Origin of the sequence: Blautia sp. JLR.GB0024, from assembly GCF_037000545.1 — a bacterium.
GTDB classification, from domain to species: Bacteria; Bacillota; Clostridia; order Lachnospirales; family Lachnospiraceae; genus Blautia; species Blautia celeris.
Genome location: NZ_JBANBF010000005.1, coordinates 17,290 through 33,145 on the forward strand (window position 1 = coordinate 17,290; position 15,856 = coordinate 33,145).

14 protein-coding genes are annotated in these 15,856 nt (G+C 42.2%); 1 reads left to right on the top strand and 13 read right to left on the bottom strand.

Annotated features, from left to right (window positions below):
- Positions 1-7: 7 nt before the first annotated feature.
- The 12 genes from V8Q34_RS13260 to V8Q34_RS13315 form a co-directional block, all read right to left on the bottom strand.
- Positions 8-1,015, bottom strand: coding sequence for a Gfo/Idh/MocA family protein (locus tag V8Q34_RS13260; protein ID WP_335835634.1), 1,008 nt, complete (start codon positions 1,013-1,015; stop codon positions 8-10).
- A 22-nt stretch (positions 1,016-1,037) separates the two neighbouring features.
- On the bottom strand, positions 1,038-2,099 hold the full coding sequence (locus V8Q34_RS13265) for an ABC transporter substrate-binding protein (RefSeq protein ID WP_335835635.1): 1,062 nt from the start codon (positions 2,097-2,099) through the stop codon (positions 1,038-1,040).
- An 18-nt stretch (positions 2,100-2,117) separates the two neighbouring features.
- On the bottom strand, positions 2,118-2,909 hold the full coding sequence (locus V8Q34_RS13270) for an ABC transporter ATP-binding protein (RefSeq protein WP_335835636.1): 792 nt from the start codon (positions 2,907-2,909) through the stop codon (positions 2,118-2,120).
- Positions 2,882-3,670 (bottom strand): ABC transporter permease, encoded by a 789-nt coding sequence (locus tag V8Q34_RS13275; protein ID WP_335835637.1) that lies wholly within the window; start codon positions 3,668-3,670, stop codon positions 2,882-2,884. Before V8Q34_RS13275 ends, V8Q34_RS13270 begins: the two co-directional genes overlap by 28 nt.
- A 148-nt stretch (positions 3,671-3,818) precedes the next feature.
- A complete protein-coding gene (locus V8Q34_RS13280) occupies positions 3,819-4,484 on the bottom strand; it encodes a response regulator transcription factor (RefSeq protein WP_335835638.1) in 666 nt (221 codons plus the stop codon).
- Positions 4,485-4,490: 6 nt separating this feature from the next.
- Positions 4,491-5,282, bottom strand: a complete 792-nt coding sequence (locus V8Q34_RS13285) for a sensor histidine kinase (RefSeq protein WP_335835639.1) — start codon at positions 5,280-5,282, stop codon at positions 4,491-4,493.
- A gap of 893 nt (positions 5,283-6,175) precedes the next feature.
- On the bottom strand, positions 6,176-7,663 hold the full coding sequence (locus V8Q34_RS13290; protein ID WP_335835640.1) for a lactate racemase domain-containing protein: 1,488 nt from the start codon (positions 7,661-7,663) through the stop codon (positions 6,176-6,178).
- A gap of 37 nt (positions 7,664-7,700) precedes the next feature.
- The gene (locus tag V8Q34_RS13295) at positions 7,701-8,534 is read right to left on the bottom strand and encodes a triose-phosphate isomerase family protein (protein ID WP_335835641.1); all 834 of its coding nucleotides are present in this window, start codon (positions 8,532-8,534) and stop codon (positions 7,701-7,703) included.
- Between the two features lie 27 nt (positions 8,535-8,561).
- Positions 8,562-9,740, bottom strand: a complete 1,179-nt coding sequence (locus tag V8Q34_RS13300) for a diphosphate--fructose-6-phosphate 1-phosphotransferase (protein ID WP_335835642.1) — start codon at positions 9,738-9,740, stop codon at positions 8,562-8,564.
- A gap of 82 nt (positions 9,741-9,822) precedes the next feature.
- Positions 9,823-10,989 (bottom strand): class II fructose-bisphosphate aldolase, encoded by a 1,167-nt coding sequence (locus V8Q34_RS13305; protein ID WP_335835643.1) that lies wholly within the window; start codon positions 10,987-10,989, stop codon positions 9,823-9,825.
- Positions 10,980-12,155: an N-acetylglucosamine-6-phosphate deacetylase gene (gene nagA, locus V8Q34_RS13310; RefSeq protein WP_335835644.1), complete on the bottom strand. Its 1,176-nt coding sequence runs from the start codon at positions 12,153-12,155 to the stop codon at positions 10,980-10,982. Before nagA ends, V8Q34_RS13305 begins: the two co-directional genes overlap by 10 nt.
- Entirely contained in the window at positions 12,152-12,982 is an 831-nt protein-coding gene (locus V8Q34_RS13315; protein ID WP_335835645.1) for a glucosamine-6-phosphate isomerase, read from the bottom strand. The genes nagA and V8Q34_RS13315 overlap by 4 nt, the downstream gene beginning before the upstream one ends.
- Before the next feature lie 199 nt (positions 12,983-13,181).
- Between V8Q34_RS13315 and V8Q34_RS13320 the strand changes: the two genes are divergently transcribed.
- Entirely contained in the window at positions 13,182-14,243 is a 1,062-nt protein-coding gene (locus V8Q34_RS13320; RefSeq protein ID WP_335835646.1) for a LacI family DNA-binding transcriptional regulator, read from the top strand.
- A 139-nt stretch (positions 14,244-14,382) separates the two neighbouring features.
- On the opposite strand, the gene V8Q34_RS13325 is transcribed toward V8Q34_RS13320, so the two are convergent.
- A complete protein-coding gene (locus V8Q34_RS13325; RefSeq protein ID WP_081960410.1) occupies positions 14,383-15,780 on the bottom strand; it encodes an MATE family efflux transporter in 1,398 nt (465 codons plus the stop codon).
- Positions 15,781-15,856 lie beyond the last annotated feature (76 nt).

The window sequence follows — 15,856 nt, forward strand, 5'->3', positions numbered from 1 at the left end:
TCCATTCTTATTCTATGTCAATGGGCTTTCCTGTTTTGACAGACTCATGAATTGCTGCAATAATTATCGTATTTCTCAGTCCGTCTTCTTCTGTTGCCAATGGCACCCCGTCTTTCTCCAGCACATCAATATAACCGTTAAGCATATGTGCCGGCGGCGCATTCAGGTAACCATTTACCGGTGTTCCCAGAATTCTGGGGTTCTGAAACTTTTCCGGTGACGCCAATTTTACCATCTGTTCACACAAATCAATACTTACACTGCTTTTTTCTCCTACAATCATCATTTTCTGGTCTGCCACTACAGGATAAGATTCAGGCAGTACCCATGTTGTTGTAAATACCCCTGATGTTCCATCTTCATAAGTTAAAATTGCTTCTATAGAATCATAGGTATCAATATCCTCGGCCAGCAGTTTCTTTTTCACACCGGTTGCATAAACTCTTTTTACTTCCTTTCCGGTATACCAGGATGCCATATCAATAATGTGGGGGAACAAGAACCAAGCAGGTGTGGATTTTCCTGCCCAGGGAAGCATTTTCTTAGGTACATATTCCGTATCATTCAAAAGTGAATAAATATTCAGAATATTTCCCACATCCCCTGCGTCAATCATTGCTTTAGTATTGATAAACGGAAGACTCCAGCGGTTTTCAAACGCAACCATGCATTTCACCCCGTTTTCCCTGATTACATCTGTCATCTCTCTGCATTCTTCCACAGACGTGGAAAAAGGTTTTTCCACCATCATATTCAGCTTATGTCTGGCTGCGTACAGAACCGCTTCCCGATGCATAAAGTCAGGTGTAGCTACAATCACTACATTAATATCAGCCTTATCAATCATCTCCCGAAAATCTGTATAGGCTTCTGCACCATAATTTTTTGACATCTCCTGCGCTACCGTTTGATTGGTATCGCAGACCGCTCTCACCTCTGCATTAGGATTTTGGCTGATAACACCTGCATACATCTTTCCACGGATTCCCATTCCGATAATTCCAAATTTCTGCACCTTTTTATCCTCCTATTCATTTTCAATTTTTATGATTTGCATCATACGCTTCCTGCATAATATCAAACAGTACATAATTGTCTACCGGCACTTCTTTCGTCAGTCTTCCAGAATCTATAAATACTTTCTGCTGATTTTCATAATATTTCTTGATTGTTCCATCTCCTAATCCTTTAGCAACAAAATCAGAAGTGATCCAGTTTCCTGTATCAATAGTATCCAGCATGGTCTGTTCATCGGCTTCACAGAACTGAGCTGTCCACTTGGCAACTTCTTCAATATTTTCAGCTCTGTAGTCCATAGCTTTCTGAATCGCTCTTGTGAAACGGACAAGCACATCATGATTTTTCTCTGCGTACTCTTTTGTAGTGGCAAAGCTGTCCGGAAACGTGACCTTGTCTATATAATCTTCATTTGTTGCAAGTACAACTGCATTGTCTCCCAACTGTTTCTCGATGATTTTATTATTTGGTGCCCAGGTTGCGCAGGCATCCACACTTCCGCTGACCATTGCAGACACCATACCATTCGTGTCCATTTCCACAGTTTCCACATCATCAGGACTAAGTCCGTTTTCTTCCAGCGCAATATTAAAAATTGCTTCTGCTGATGTTCCGGCGCTTGTAGCCACTCGTTTGCCTTTTAAATCTTTTATGCTGTTTACACCTTTATCTTTGTTGCCTATGATTGCATCCGCTAAACTGGTACTTACAATTTGAAAAATATCTGCCTGTCCTTCGGCACACAGAGCATGGGCGCCATGACCAATCTGACAGATTTGAATATCTCCGGAAGCCATAGCTGCGATTTCCGGCGGTCCGGATTGAAATTGTATGGTTTCCACGTCCAATCCCATCTCTTTAAAATACCCCATCTTTTCAGCCGTAATATAAATAGCCGCACTTCCTAAATTCGGCATATAACCAGCTTTAATCTTGGCTGTCTCAAATTTTTCCTTACTTGTGTTCTCTGTGTTCTCTGCCTTCTTCTGTGTCTCAGATTTCTGGCTTCCTCCTCCACATCCGGTCATGATAACTGCTGCCACAACAATCGCCGAAATTAACCCATACATTTTTTTTCTCATTTTCTTTCCTCCTCGCTTTTACTTTCTTACCTCTAGGTACTCTTTATAAACTTCCGACCAGATGTGGTTTTTGATTTCCAGAAATCTGGGGGACATTTTTGTTTCCTGTGTTCTCGGATAAGGAATATCAACGTCTACAATCTCTTTGATTCTTCCTGGTCTGGCACTCATGATCACTACCTTAGTAGCTAAAATTATAGCTTCTTCCACATCATGAGTGATAAAAAAGCAGGTTTTCTGTTCTTTTTCCCAGGTTTCTATTAATTCTGACTGAAGCTGTGTCCTGGTCTGGGCATCCAAGGCTCCGAATGGCTCATCCATCAATAGGACTTGAGGCCTCGCCGCATAAGCTCTGGCAATAGCCACTCTCTGTTTCATACCACCAGAAAGCTCCTTGGGATAGGAGGATGCAAACTGCTCCAAATCTACCAGTTTCAGATATTTCATAGCTTCTTCCTCTAGTGCTTTTCCCCGAAGTCCCTGTAATTTGGGAGCATACTCCACATTCTTCAGAACGGTCAGCCAGGGGAACAATGCATATTGCTGAAAAACAACTCCCCGCTCCTGTCCTGTGCCCTCTACTTCTTTATCATTTACGTAAATATGCCCTTCTGTGGGTTCCAGCAAACCGGCTATCATATTTAAAAGTGTAGATTTACCACACCCTGAAGGCCCTACTACGCAGATAAATTCATTTTCTTTGATGTCCATATTGACATTACTTAAAGCCAGGACTTCGCCTTTCCGAGTCTGATATTTTTTATTCACATTATCTATCTTTATCACTGTGCGCCTGTCGTTTCCTGCCATCCCGTAAGCCTCCTCTCTAAGAACCGAATACCCTTCTCCATAAGTAATCCAATCACTCCGATAATGATAATACCTAAAAGAACCGTTGACATATCATAATATCCCTGAGCCTTTTGTATCATCATTCCCAGTCCTTTAGACGCACCTGTTAATTCTGCAGCAATTAATGTTGTAAGAGATGCGGACACTCCCAACCTTGCACCTACTAATATAAATGGGGTGGATGCCGGTATGACTACATGGAAAAAAATTTCTCTGCTCCCGGCCCCCAATACCATAGCCGCTTTAATTAATGTTGTATCCACATTACAGACGCCCTGATAAATCGTTACCACCATAACAAGAAAAGATGCGATAAAGATTACTATGATCTTTGCTTTTTCCCCAACACCTGCTCCGGTAATGACCAGCGGTATGTATGCCAAAGGCGGAATGTTACGTAAAAACTGTATCCATGGTTCTACGATTTTCCTGAATGGGGCGTACCATCCCATAAGAATTGCAATTGGAACAGACAGAATAAAACCTATACAAAATCCTGTCAGTACCCTAAATAAACTGATTCCTACATGTCCCCAGAGCGTCCCGTCCCTGATCTTATCTACTGCCTTCTGAGCAACCTCCCATGGCTCAGCAAAAATGACTCCGCCTGCTTCTGAACTTGCTATAAGTATCCATAATGCCATTGCTGCCGTCAAAGATATGCACATCCATATCCATGACGGAACTTGAATGAATTTTCCTTTCTTTACTTTTTTCACGTTGTTACCCCCTCGTATATTAAGCTTTTTGTTTAACATCATCATAGCACTTTCCTTCTTTTTTAATAGTATGAAGTTTTTTCATACTTTTTCTGAAAAAATGGGTCCCCGGAGAGTATTCCCGACTCCCCGGAGACCGCAGCTTCTTTTAAAATAAATGTTCCAGATTCAGATCACGAATCATCTTTACAATTTCTTTTGTTCTGGAACACTTGAACTTTCTAAGCAGACCTTTAATCTGTGTTTTAACTGTCACAACTTCTACGCATCGAATGGAGGCAATCTGAGCAACCTTTTTACCATCCAGCAAAAGCTTCACCAATTCCCTCTCCGCAGCTGTTAATGCAGACAGGTTATTGACAAAATACAAAAGGCTTTGCTCCGATCTCCTCGCTCTTGTATATTCCCTTAAAACAACTTTCCGGACTTTATTATCCAACAAAGTTTTTCCATTAAACGCTGCCCGGATATGAAGCAGGGCCTCCTCCTCGGAAACTCCTTTAACAATATAATCAACCGCTCCCGCCCCCATGGCCGTTATAATAATCTGTTCTGTATCATGAGCTGTAAGAAAAATAATTTTTAAATCCGGTCTTATCTCCCGCAGGTTTTCTGTAACAAGAATCCCTGTATTTTTTTCTTCCATTTCAATATCCATAAGAACAATATCGCACTGAAGAGACTGTAGTTTTGACAAAGTCTCTCTGCCGCTGCAGGCAGTTCCCACCACACACATATCCTCCTGTTTCCCAATCATATCCTCCAAGTCTTCTACCAGAATCCGAAAGTCGTCTGCTATAAATACGCGTATCATAATAAATCACCCCGATTCTTTTGCCTTATGCCCCTTGTAAATTGGAATGTAGATATAAAAATCCGTACCTTTTCCGGGCATACTCTCCACCCGAATCATACCCAGATGTTCCTTCACGGTCTGCATTACATATGCAAGTCCCATTCCCCAATTATAATTTGTATTTTTACTGGTATAAAAAGGTTCAAAAATTTTTTTACACTCTTCTTTATCCATTCCTCTGCCATTGTCTTTAATATGAATTAGCAGATATAGTTTTTCAGCTTTAACTGTACACCAAACAGATACCGCCTGCCCCGGAATTCCTGCCTCATATGCGTTTGTCAGCAGATTACTCACTGCTTCTCCCAGATATTTCTTGTCTGCCAGGACCAGGTATCCTTTTTCACATTGATACTTTACCATACCTTCCGGATATTTTTGATGAAACCGACTGTCAGCAGTTTTTAATATCTCTTCAGGAGAAACAGGTACCAGATGAATATATCCTGTTTTAACACTTCTATAGAGTTCTTCCATACGTTCCAGCATGTTCTGATTCATGGTATGTAACTGTCCCAGCATATTTTTCAGGGATTCTTTATCTGGTACATCTTTCTGAAGTTCTGTATCTAGTCGCTTTTGTATAACTCTTTCAGCCAATATCTGGTTCTTTATACTGTGAACAAAAATCGGCACTGTAGTATGTGCATCCCTGATTTTTTTCTGCAGTCCCAACTCTCCCTTTTTCTCATCAAATTTCAGTTTTCCGTATTTCCGTATATTCCAAATCCCGACTGCTATAACAACAACTGACATAATGGTGATCGCATACCATACCCGAACATTTGAAATCAAGTTTAGATAGGTTGTTGCATAAAAGCTGCTGTATTGTATGGAATACATGCGGTATACCTGTACAGGATCTTGGATCGCATAGGCAAAATATACTAAAACCACACTGAATAAAAAAATAATTATGTTGCGAAACATCTTCTTTGAAAAACGGATAGTAGCACAAAAATATTCCTGCAGCAGCATAACCGCAGAAATTAGAATGTAAACAGAAATCCATCCAAGCATAAAAAAGATTAAAAATTTCTGATTTTCGGAATTACCGGAAAACAGACGATAAAAGATGCTGGGATAATAAATGATCAGGCTAATCCCAGGCAACAGACAGGCAAGTAGTCTGTACTTTCTATATTTCGGCCTGGACGCCCCTGTATTATACTCACACACCAGAAATAGAAGAAGAAGGGGAAAAATATATCTCCCCACAGCAATCATATAACCGATTTTCGGCAGAGAAAGATTTAAAAAAGAAATTTTTTGCTGAATCCGATTATCCAGGAAAAAAAATCGTCTCTGTTCCACAGTCAGCCCGCCGGTCTTGGCAAAATATATGATGATTCCTGTAAACATCAGCAAAAACATAGCGCAAAGCATCAACATATACAACGATTTTTTATCCCGGTTAACAGCTACTAGAATCATAGAAGAAATTAAGAAAAGCATTAATACCAAAAAAAACATAAGAATACTCCATCAGGCATTCACAATAAAAGTTTTTAGAATAATAAAGACAGCATATTATTTATCATATACTTTAGGGTATATAACAACCAAACAATTGTCAATATGGTTTTTAATTCCAATTATTAGGTGCTGCTGTTCTCTCCGGTCTCAGCAGTACGCATCGCATAGCAAATTTATCCCATGCACGGATGGCAGTGTCCATACGCGTCCATGCAGTCATCCTGTGGATTCTTCATGCAGAGATGAACTGCAGCCTTTTTAAATGTCATCGGAAGTGCCAGAACGTTTGGATTTTCTCCAACATATTTTTTCTTTGCATCTTCCAGCGCCTCTTCAAAACATGTTCTTGTTTTAAGCCCCATTCCTCTTGCATATCCCGGTTCCTGTGCGCCTACAATATAAATTGCGCTGGTATTCATTTCCGCAATATGTCCGCAGGAAATCATACTGAAGCCGTGAAACGGGTGGAATGCGTTTGTAAATCTGTATTTTCTGATATACTCTTCATTGGTAGCAAAATACTCCCCATACCGGTTCATATCCGGCAGAGTATTCATATAATCATGCTGAAACATCTCATACATTTCTCTTAGATACGGCCACAGTTCATCATGAAAAAATCCATTGCACAAAGAAGAACAGATAATGACACAGTTATCGCTCATAACTCTCTTAAAGCGAAGTACTTGTGCGCTCAGCGCCTGCATCATCATAATTGGATTAGTCCCCATGCCGTCTCCGTAATGGAACTTCTGCGGCATGCCGAATACCAGTACATCATATTTCTTCTCAGCCCAATGTACATACGTTCTCTTATCTGCCACTTTCCAGCTTTCCGGCATCATTTCCTTTGCATACCCTGAAAAAACAGCAATCTGTCTGGAATTTGTGTCCAGAACAGCATCACAGCAGAAGAACGGATGCCCCATTTTTTCTTCCATATACATAGATATCTCATCAAACTTTGTTCTCATAAGGCTTCCGCCGTTTACAGGAGTAAAATCTTTTCTGTGCATAATAGAGGGGACGTGATGACTTGCAATACTCTGCCAATTGGTAATACCGGTAGCGCTGTGCTTGTATCCTCCTGAATAACCGCCGTAAGGGTTCCCCTGTACATGCCCGATCAGTATTGGAATATCACTTTGGAAGACATATTTATTCATATAAACCGGATCCCCTCTTCTGGTCGTACCCAGGTTCACCATATGCTCCTGATCTTCACTGTCATGACTAATAATCTGTCCCGTATGCCAGAACTGGGAAAAAAGCTCTTCTCCAAAAATCGCTTTTGCATCCGCTTCCTTACTTCTTGGATGCAGACCGTTGGAAATAATAAATAAAATATCTTTTTTCTCTACACCTGCAGCATACAACTCTTCCAAAATATAACGGATGCTCAGCTTTCTGTGGCTGGTCGGCTGTTCCCCTCCCTTTACCCTGTCAGGCACTACAAATGCTACTTTGCTTCCTTTATGAGCCACTTCTGACAAAACAGGCATACCGATGGGATGGGCAAGACTCTCCAGATATGCCTCTTTCAATTTCCCCTCCGGAATATAATCGGGATCTTTCACCGTCTCTCCCGGTATGAAAATATCTGTATTATCTGGAAGGACTGCCTCCATGGTGCCATGTCCGTATTCAAATGCTAATTTCATGCTTACGCCTCCGTTCATTTTCCTTTTTGCTATTAATTTATCTTCCAAGATATAATGATATTATCTCCAGATACTCTTCCGGATAAAATCCTATCTCTCCCTGGAACCGGGTAAGGGCGATCAGCCCCCCGTCGATTTCCGGTATAGATGCTATCATAGCGGCGTTGTCCTTTTTTAACCCGCCTCCGTAGACAATATTCATACCTCCAGTTTTTTCCTTGACAAATCTGGCGATTTTACTTATATAATCTTTATCTGCCGGTGTCTTTCCGGGTCCGATCGACCACACAGGCTCATAGGCAATGACTATTTTAGACCGGTCGACGCCTTTCAGGCCCACCTCCAGCTGTCCGCTCAGAATTTCCTTCCATCGCTCCTGTTCTACACTTTTTTCTCCGATACAATAAAGAACCTTTAGCCCTCTCCCGACGGCAGCCTTAACCTCTTCGTTTAAAATCCGATTCACAATTTGGGAATTCCCTGAACCGGCCATTTCCAGAATACCGCCTATGTGGTTTCTCTCCTCACAATGACCGATCAGAACTGCCTCACATCCCGCCGCCTTCATAGCGGCTGCAGGGCGATCTGTGGTAAAGGCTCCGAAATTCCCTCCCAACTGCACATCCTGCCAAAAAACCCCCTGACAACCAATCTCTATCGGACTTCTTTCTGATCTGGCTTCCAGTGCTCTGAAAAGATGCAGTTCGGGAAAAAACATGGCAAATTCCGCTTCTTCTGCATACTTTTTCAGTTGTTCCTGAGTATTCTTTATAATAAAACTTCCCCATTCTTCTATCTTTACAATACGGTTCACGCCGCCCAGCGCTTCCGGCACATCAAATCTTTTCAAATTCAGATATATATATTTCATTCTATTGTATTCCACCCCTTGCGTTTGCTATCTTCCCGGCCTCTCTGTGTTAAAAGAAACCATTTGGGGAAGTCCTTCCCCAATCAGCGGTCTGCACCACTTTATAAAACTCTGTGTCACACCGTTACCCTCTGCGTTGATAAAATTATCTGGCATCTTTTTCTCATACATCATGACCTCGTTGATATCAGCCAGGAAAATCTCCATCCGGTAAGGATTATCAGAAACTCTATGAAAAGCCACCATTTTTCCCGAATCTCCCGCCAAAGCCGCTCTGCAGGCCGTCCGCCCGGCATTCACAGCTTCTTCACAGTCTATCTGGCTCTGCATACCTATGGAAGCTCTGCCCAACAATCCCGGTTTCTCACCTCTGGCTTTGTAACCTAGTTTCTGAATGACCAAATTTGCCAGATGAGAACTCACATCGCCGAAATACGTTGCCCTGTCTGTCTGAAATATTGGTTTACTTATTGGTTTTCCTTCACAATCCGTCAGACCTTCGCTGGCAACCACCACAATACCGCTTTTTCTTTTTAGAAGTTTTTCCACATCGGCAATAAATTTTTCTTCATTAAAAGCTCTCTCCGGAACATAGATCAGATCCGGGCCATAACCCATTTCTCCTGCCAGAGCGCTTGCCGCTGTAATCCATCCCGCATTTCTGCCCGAGGCCTCCAGCACTGCCACATGAATAGGAAGAGACCTTACATCTGCACAGAGTTCCTGTGTACAGGCCGCTATATAGCGGGCCGCGCTGCCAAATCCGGGACTGTGGTCTGTCACTGCAATATCATTGTCTGTAGTTTTAGGAATTCCCATGATCCGCACATCTAGCTTTCTTCGGATACAAGTCTCATGCAGTTTTCCGCAGGTATCCATGGTTCCGTTTCCTCCATTGAACAATACGTATTTGATTCTCTCTGCCTCCAGTATATCTGCCATTTTCTCATAATCTTCCTGCCAGATGGGATCTCTGGAAGTACCAATAGCCGTTCCCGGTGTCTGCAAAAGGAGCCGCAACTTTTCTTCCGGTATGTTTTCCAGTTCAATCCATCTTTTTTCTAAAAATCCTCCGGTTCCATTCTCAGCCCCGTAGATATGCTGGATATTACCGGAATTCTTTGCTTCCTCTATTGCCCCATACAAGGAAGCATTCAGAACTGCCGTGGGCCCACCCCCATGTACAATCAATAAATTCTCCGCCATAATCGCTGCTTATATTCCCCTTTCTTAAACAATGTTAACCGGTAGAAAGCTGACTGCTTCAAAGAATAAACATGCCCTGCATCTAACTGAAAATTTTATTTTCTTCCTTATATCTAACTGCCATCTCTTCTAAAGATACCGGTTCAACAAGAGGCGCTTTTCCATAGGAGCCAAATTCGACAATAAGGGTTCCTATTGCTTCTTTAACCCCTTTTTCAATTACTTTTACCAGCTCGGCAGTATCCGCATTCGGTATGTTTCCGTACATTACGGTATCCATAATGGGAGGCAGAAATACTCTTGGGTCAAACTGTTCCTTCTTCTCTTCCAGCAATTTATATATGCCGCCAACAAAAGGGCTCGTTCTCTTATCCTGATGGAAGTAAAAATATTCCTTCAAATTCCGCGTCACAGCCAATCGGATATCCGTATCAACATTTATCTTCCCGATTCCGCATGGGATTGCCGCTTTCAGTTCTTCTACGGATATTCCGCCGGCGTTCTGTATATTTCCGCCCAAAGCATTGATCTCGTCCACAATATATCCGGGAACTGTAGAAGACCCATGGGATACCAGCACTCCAAAAATCTGTTCATGCATCATACACTCTTTAATTGCAATAGGAATTTCTTTTCTTAATTTTACATCCTTTCCCTTTGAAGCTCCATGCATAGTCCCATAGGATATCGCCAATGCGTCACATTCTGTCTTCTTAAAAAATTCAACGGCTTTAAGCGGATTTGTATAAGAAGAAGTTTCAGAAAATACATGATCTTCCACTCCCGCCAGCACTCCCAACTCACCTTCGACGGAAACACCTCTCTCATGGGCATACTTTACCACTTCTCTTGTAAGCTCCACGTTTTCCTCAAAAGCAAGGGATGACCCGTCAATCATCACTGAAGTATATCCCCCCTCTATGGCAGCCTTACAGGAATCAAAATTTTTACCGTGATCCAAATGCAGTACAACCGGTATCTGTGAGTATTCCGAAAATTTTTTCACAGCAGCCGCAATATTTGCAGCTCCAATTTTTTTATCTTCCAGGGTCGCGTTCTGAAAATCCGTACGCCCGCCCATAAATCCGTTGGCAAGATCCGCTCCCTGCAAAATTGCCGCGGAGCGAAACATTTCATGTACTTCAATGGCTGCCTTTGCCTGAGTCACTGCATTGATGTTAAAGGCTCCCTGGGCAAAATGATACTTGTCTATAGTTTCCAGTAATGGCCTTAATGGTATTAACGGCATATTTTTTCTCCTTCTTTTTGAATCTTATTTCCTTTTACAAAAGTATCCGTCACATTGTATTTCTGATCCAGGATTACTACATCAGCATCTTTTCCTTCCTCCAGGCTTCCTATCCGGCTGTCTTCCCCTATAATTTTTGCCGGATTTATTGTGAGAAGCGGAAGAATATCTTCCAAATCTTTTCCGGTAAACTTCATGAAATTTATTAAGGCTTGTCCAGTAGTAAGGGTACTGCCTGCCCTGACGCCAGTTGCTTCTAATTTTGCATCCCCGTGTTCTACCACCACATCATTTACACCTAGTTTATATTTTCCGTCCGGAAGACCTGCTGCCATAATAGAATCTGTAACTGCTGCCACCCGGTCATACCCTTTCACCTTTAAAAGCATCCTTACCGTGCCGGGGTGCAGATGCTTCCCGTCACAGATCGCCTCACAGTAAATATCAGATTCCAACACAGCTCCCATAAGTCCCGGGCGGTGCTGATGGAACAATCCCATGGCATTGAATGTATGAGTACATGCCCTGGCTCCCTGTTTGATACATTTCCATGAAGTTTCATAATCTGCTCCGGAATGCCCTACAGAAATAGTAATCCCCATTTCCCGAATCTGAGGGATTAGTTGGGGAATGTCTTCAACTTCCGGCGAAACAGTAATATAGCGTATGTTTCCTTCTGCCTCCATCTGATATCTCTCCAGCAGATCCATATCCGGCTTTTTAAGCAAAAATTCCGGCATCGCGCCTTTATACTGGCTGGACAGAAAAGGCCCTTCCAGATGAATACCAAGTAAATTTGCACAATTCTCGTTCTCTTTTTTGTGTGCTATTACTTCCCTGATACAAGCTATAGTCCGTTCTTCTGTATCTGTTAAAATGGAACAAAGCCATGTGGTAGTACCCTGCTTCGCAAAAAAATACCCGATTTTTTGAAAATCCTCCTTTGAAGCAGCATTAACATCTATACCACAGCCCCCATGAGTATGCAGATCTATAAAACCCGGAACTACATACTTTCCTTTGGCATCATAGATTTCACCATCTCTGGCACCTTCCCAGGGAGAAAAAAAGCCGGAAATCTTACCATCTTCTATACACAAGTCTTTTCTTTCCATGCGTTTTTTATCCAGCCTGTAAATATATCCTCCTGTTATCCAGGTTTTCACTCCTGTCCCTCCAGTCCGGCTACAAATTCTGTGATTTTTATATTAATATCCGGGTGCCCTGTCAGCAGAGAAATCGGAAAATCCGATGTTGCTTTCCCGTATGCAGCTCTTCTGACAACTGCTCTGTGCCAGTTTCTGAAACAGGCCAGCCTGATCCTTTTGGAATGTGAAATCTCATACATACCGATAGTCACACAGCAACGAGGCATGTCTTCCAGCGCTCCGTTAAAATCCCCTATAGCATTCGCCGCCCTTGTTTCTTTAGTAATCTCAAGAATTCTTGTCTTCTGATTCAGGAATTCTTCTTTTGTCAAATCAGGATCCGCTTCATTAAATGCCACATGTCCGTTGATTCCAACACCCCCGAAACAAATATCCACTCCTCCAAGCTCTTCAATCAGCTGCGGAATATACTCCAGGTTCTTGGGATTGGGAAATACTCTCTGTTCTTCGGGCATAAGAAGTTCCTTTTTGATCTTTCCATAGACATTTTTCTGCATAAACCCACGGAAACTCAATGGATGCTCTGTACTAACCCAGTTTTTCTCATCATCAAGATATTCATCCATATTGATAAACCATACATTTTTCAAAGAGATCTCTTCTTGATTTATTGTATTGACAAAATAAGGATACTGACCCACAGGACCTACCGGACAAATAAAGACTGTCCTTTTACCCTGAAGATTGTTTTTTCTGATCTCCTCCGTCATCTCCTGTGCCATAGACTGAAACACGGCAGCATTATCTTCCATTACAATAACTGAAAGTTTCGGTCCGTTTTTCAAAAGTTCTTCTTTCCCATAGTCATAGTATATATGCTTCATTTGTCTCTCCATCCTTTCCATCGTTCTTTGTTACTCAAATTATATGATAATCCTACTGATATTTTCAACAAACTTTTGTTATAAATCCCCCTTTTTCATGTCTTATTTACGCAAACGTTATCCTAACTCAGCTTGCTTGTTCTGGTCATTTCAGCTATAATATATATATCTATTAACCATTATATTGTGAGGTTTGAATATGACTTTAAAAGAAATTGCCAAAGAAGCTAACGTATCCATCTCTACCGTTTCCCGGGTAATTAATCAAAATAACACAAAAGCCGCAAGTCCTCAAGTTCAGGAACGCATATGGGAAATTGTAAGAAAAAGCGGTTATACACCCAACAGTTCCGCTAGAGCGTTAAAACTTGGGCCAAATGTCCCTGTTTTAGAGACAAAGGCTAAGGCCATTGCCTGTTTTTATGCCAGAGGAGATGTGGCAGTCTCTGATTTATTCTTCTCTCATATTGCAAAGGCCATCGAACAAGAAGCCTTTAAGAGTAATTTTTTTATGAAATATTCCTTTACTGCACTTGAAATTTCAAATCCTGAGATTGTGTCAAGAATTGCAGCATTTCAAGTAGATGGTGCTGTAATTTTGGGACGTTATGATAAACAATTGCTCCAATTTCTAACGGAACATTACAAACATATTGTTTATGCCGGTTTAAATCCTATGGGTAACAAATATGACCAGGTAGTTTGTGAAGGTACGGATATCACCTTCAGCGCCATATCCTATCTTCATGAACTTGGTCATACAAAAATCGGGTATATTGGGGAACAGAACAATGAAGTGCGCTATACTGCTTTTAAAGAGTCACTGGAGAAATTAGGGCTGCCTTTCCTGCAAAAAAATACCGCTAACGTAAAACTTTCTTATGAGGGGGGCTATCAGGGTGCCCTTCATCTAATGAATGCAAAATCGGACATTACTGCTATATTCTGCGCTAATGATAATACTGCTATAGGCGTTATCAAAGCACTGAGAGAACGTGGATACCGAATTCCGGAAGACATTTCCGTTATAGGAGTAGATGATATTGAAACTGCACAATACCTTTCGCCAATGCTCACTACTGTACATATTCCTACAGAAGATATTGGACGCGTAGTAGCAAAAATTTTAATTGACCGCATCAACGGCGGACATAAGCTTCCTATGAAAATTGTGCTTCCCTTTTATATTGCGAAACGAGACACCTGCGCCCCGCCGTCTAAACATAGAAAAACCTTTACAACCCCGGATTCTCCCACCTGATCTATGACAAAAAGCCTTATAGAAAACTGTACTTCTTATACAGTCTCTATAAGGCTTTCTCTTTGGTATCTATTTTTCTGCCATAGACAATTTTATCTGCGTTCCTTTCACAGATAACAATACGGAATAACACTTATATTTAATCCGCCACAATATTCTGCAGCCATACTCCCTTTTTCACCAATATAAATCCAATGAGACATTTTATCATATCTCCCATCTGCACCAGTATATAGATTGCCACTACGGGCAGCAGGGTAAAATGGCTCAGAGAGAAGGCTATGGTCACACTCACTGCCCAGATGAACACACTGTCAAACAGGAAGGTGACAATTGTCTTTCCTCCTGAACGCAGGGTGAAGTAAGCGGCGTGGAGGAAGGCATTCTGCGGCATGAAGACCGCGGTTGCCATGATAAAGTATTTCGCCAGCTCCCTGGCCTCCTGGTTGGTGTTATAAAGCATGGGGAAAAGCGGCGCAAGAAGGAGCATCAACAGAGCCACACCGGTACAGCAGAATACGGAGAAGGCTATCATCTTCGTATCTGTATCCCGGGCCTCCTTCATCTTGCCCGCACCCAGAAGCTGTCCCACCACAATGGCCACGGAATCTCCCAGGGCTATAAATACTATGTTGAATACATTATTGATGGTATTGGCAATGTTCAGGGCAGCCACCACGTTTAATCCCCTGATGGAATAGCACTGGGTCAGCATAGCCATCCCGGCCGCCCAGAGAGCTTCGTTCAGAAGAAGGGGCGTACCCTTGATCAGAATTTTCTTCGTCAGCAGCGCCGGAACTTTCAGCGTGCGGTACAGCCCTTCAATATATTGGTTGACCTCTTTATGCTTGTGTGTCCAGTGAATGACAATGGCAGCCTCCACATATCTGGAAAGAACGGTCGCTATGGCTGCACCCCGCACTCCCAGTACCGGAAATCCGAATTTTCCGTAGATCAATATGTAGTTGAACACCAGGTTAATGACAACGGCCGTGATACCGGCCTTCATAGGTGTAACCGTCTCCCCGCACTCACGCAGAGTGCTGGCGTATACCTGAACCATCATAAACGGCGGAAGCCCTATCAGCATAATGTAAAGGTACTGTTTCCCGTAAGCAAGTGTAGCCGCCAGATTCTCCGCGCTGCCCTCCCCGTGAAGGTACATGCTGATAAGCTGTTCCCCTCCAATGAGGAAAACGATGACAGTGCCCACTGTAAGGATCAGAGCCATCCACAATTTATACCGGAAGGTATTGCGGATACCCTCATTATCCTTCTGTCCAAAATACTGTGCCGTAAATATACCGGCACCCGACACACCTCCGAAAATACAGAGGTTATAAACAAAGATAAGCTGGTTTACGATCGCAGCACCTGACATCTGCTCCGTACCGATTCTTCCTACCATGATATTATCCAGAAGACTGACAAAATTGGTGATGCCGTTCTGTATCATAATAGGTATGGCAATAGCCAGGATCATCTTATAAAATTTTTTATCTCCGATGAATTTCTTCATCACTCCGGTCTTTCCCATTTTTCTCTAAGCCCCCCTAAAATCAGCGATATACTACATAACTTACTACAGGAAATCTTCTTTGTAAAGAAAATAA

Excerpts from the sequence above, each read along its gene's own strand:
- V8Q34_RS13265 (WP_335835635.1), bottom strand. The coding sequence starts at position 2,099 with ATGAGAAAAAAAATGTATGGGTTAATTTCGGCGATTGTTGTGGCAGCA.
- V8Q34_RS13270 (WP_335835636.1), bottom strand. The coding sequence starts at position 2,909 with ATGGCAGGAAACGACAGGCGCACAGTGATAAAGATAGATAATGTGAAT.
- V8Q34_RS13280 (WP_335835638.1), bottom strand. The coding sequence starts at position 4,484 with ATGATACGCGTATTTATAGCAGACGACTTTCGGATTCTGGTAGAAGAC.
- V8Q34_RS13285 (WP_335835639.1), bottom strand. The coding sequence starts at position 5,282 with ATGTCAGTTGTTGTTATAGCAGTCGGGATTTGGAATATACGGAAATAC.
- V8Q34_RS13290 (WP_335835640.1), bottom strand. The coding sequence starts at position 7,663 with ATGAAATTAGCATTTGAATACGGACATGGCACCATGGAGGCAGTCCTT.
- V8Q34_RS13295 (WP_335835641.1), bottom strand. The coding sequence starts at position 8,534 with ATGAAATATATATATCTGAATTTGAAAAGATTTGATGTGCCGGAAGCG.
- V8Q34_RS13300 (WP_335835642.1), bottom strand. The coding sequence starts at position 9,740 with ATGGCGGAGAATTTATTGATTGTACATGGGGGTGGGCCCACGGCAGTT.
- V8Q34_RS13305 (WP_335835643.1), bottom strand. The coding sequence starts at position 10,989 with ATGCCGTTAATACCATTAAGGCCATTACTGGAAACTATAGACAAGTAT.
- V8Q34_RS13315 (WP_335835645.1), bottom strand. The coding sequence starts at position 12,982 with ATGAAGCATATATACTATGACTATGGGAAAGAAGAACTTTTGAAAAAC.
- V8Q34_RS13320 (WP_335835646.1), top strand. The coding sequence starts at position 13,182 with ATGACTTTAAAAGAAATTGCCAAAGAAGCTAACGTATCCATCTCTACC.
- V8Q34_RS13325 (WP_081960410.1), bottom strand. The coding sequence starts at position 15,780 with ATGGGAAAGACCGGAGTGATGAAGAAATTCATCGGAGATAAAAAATTT.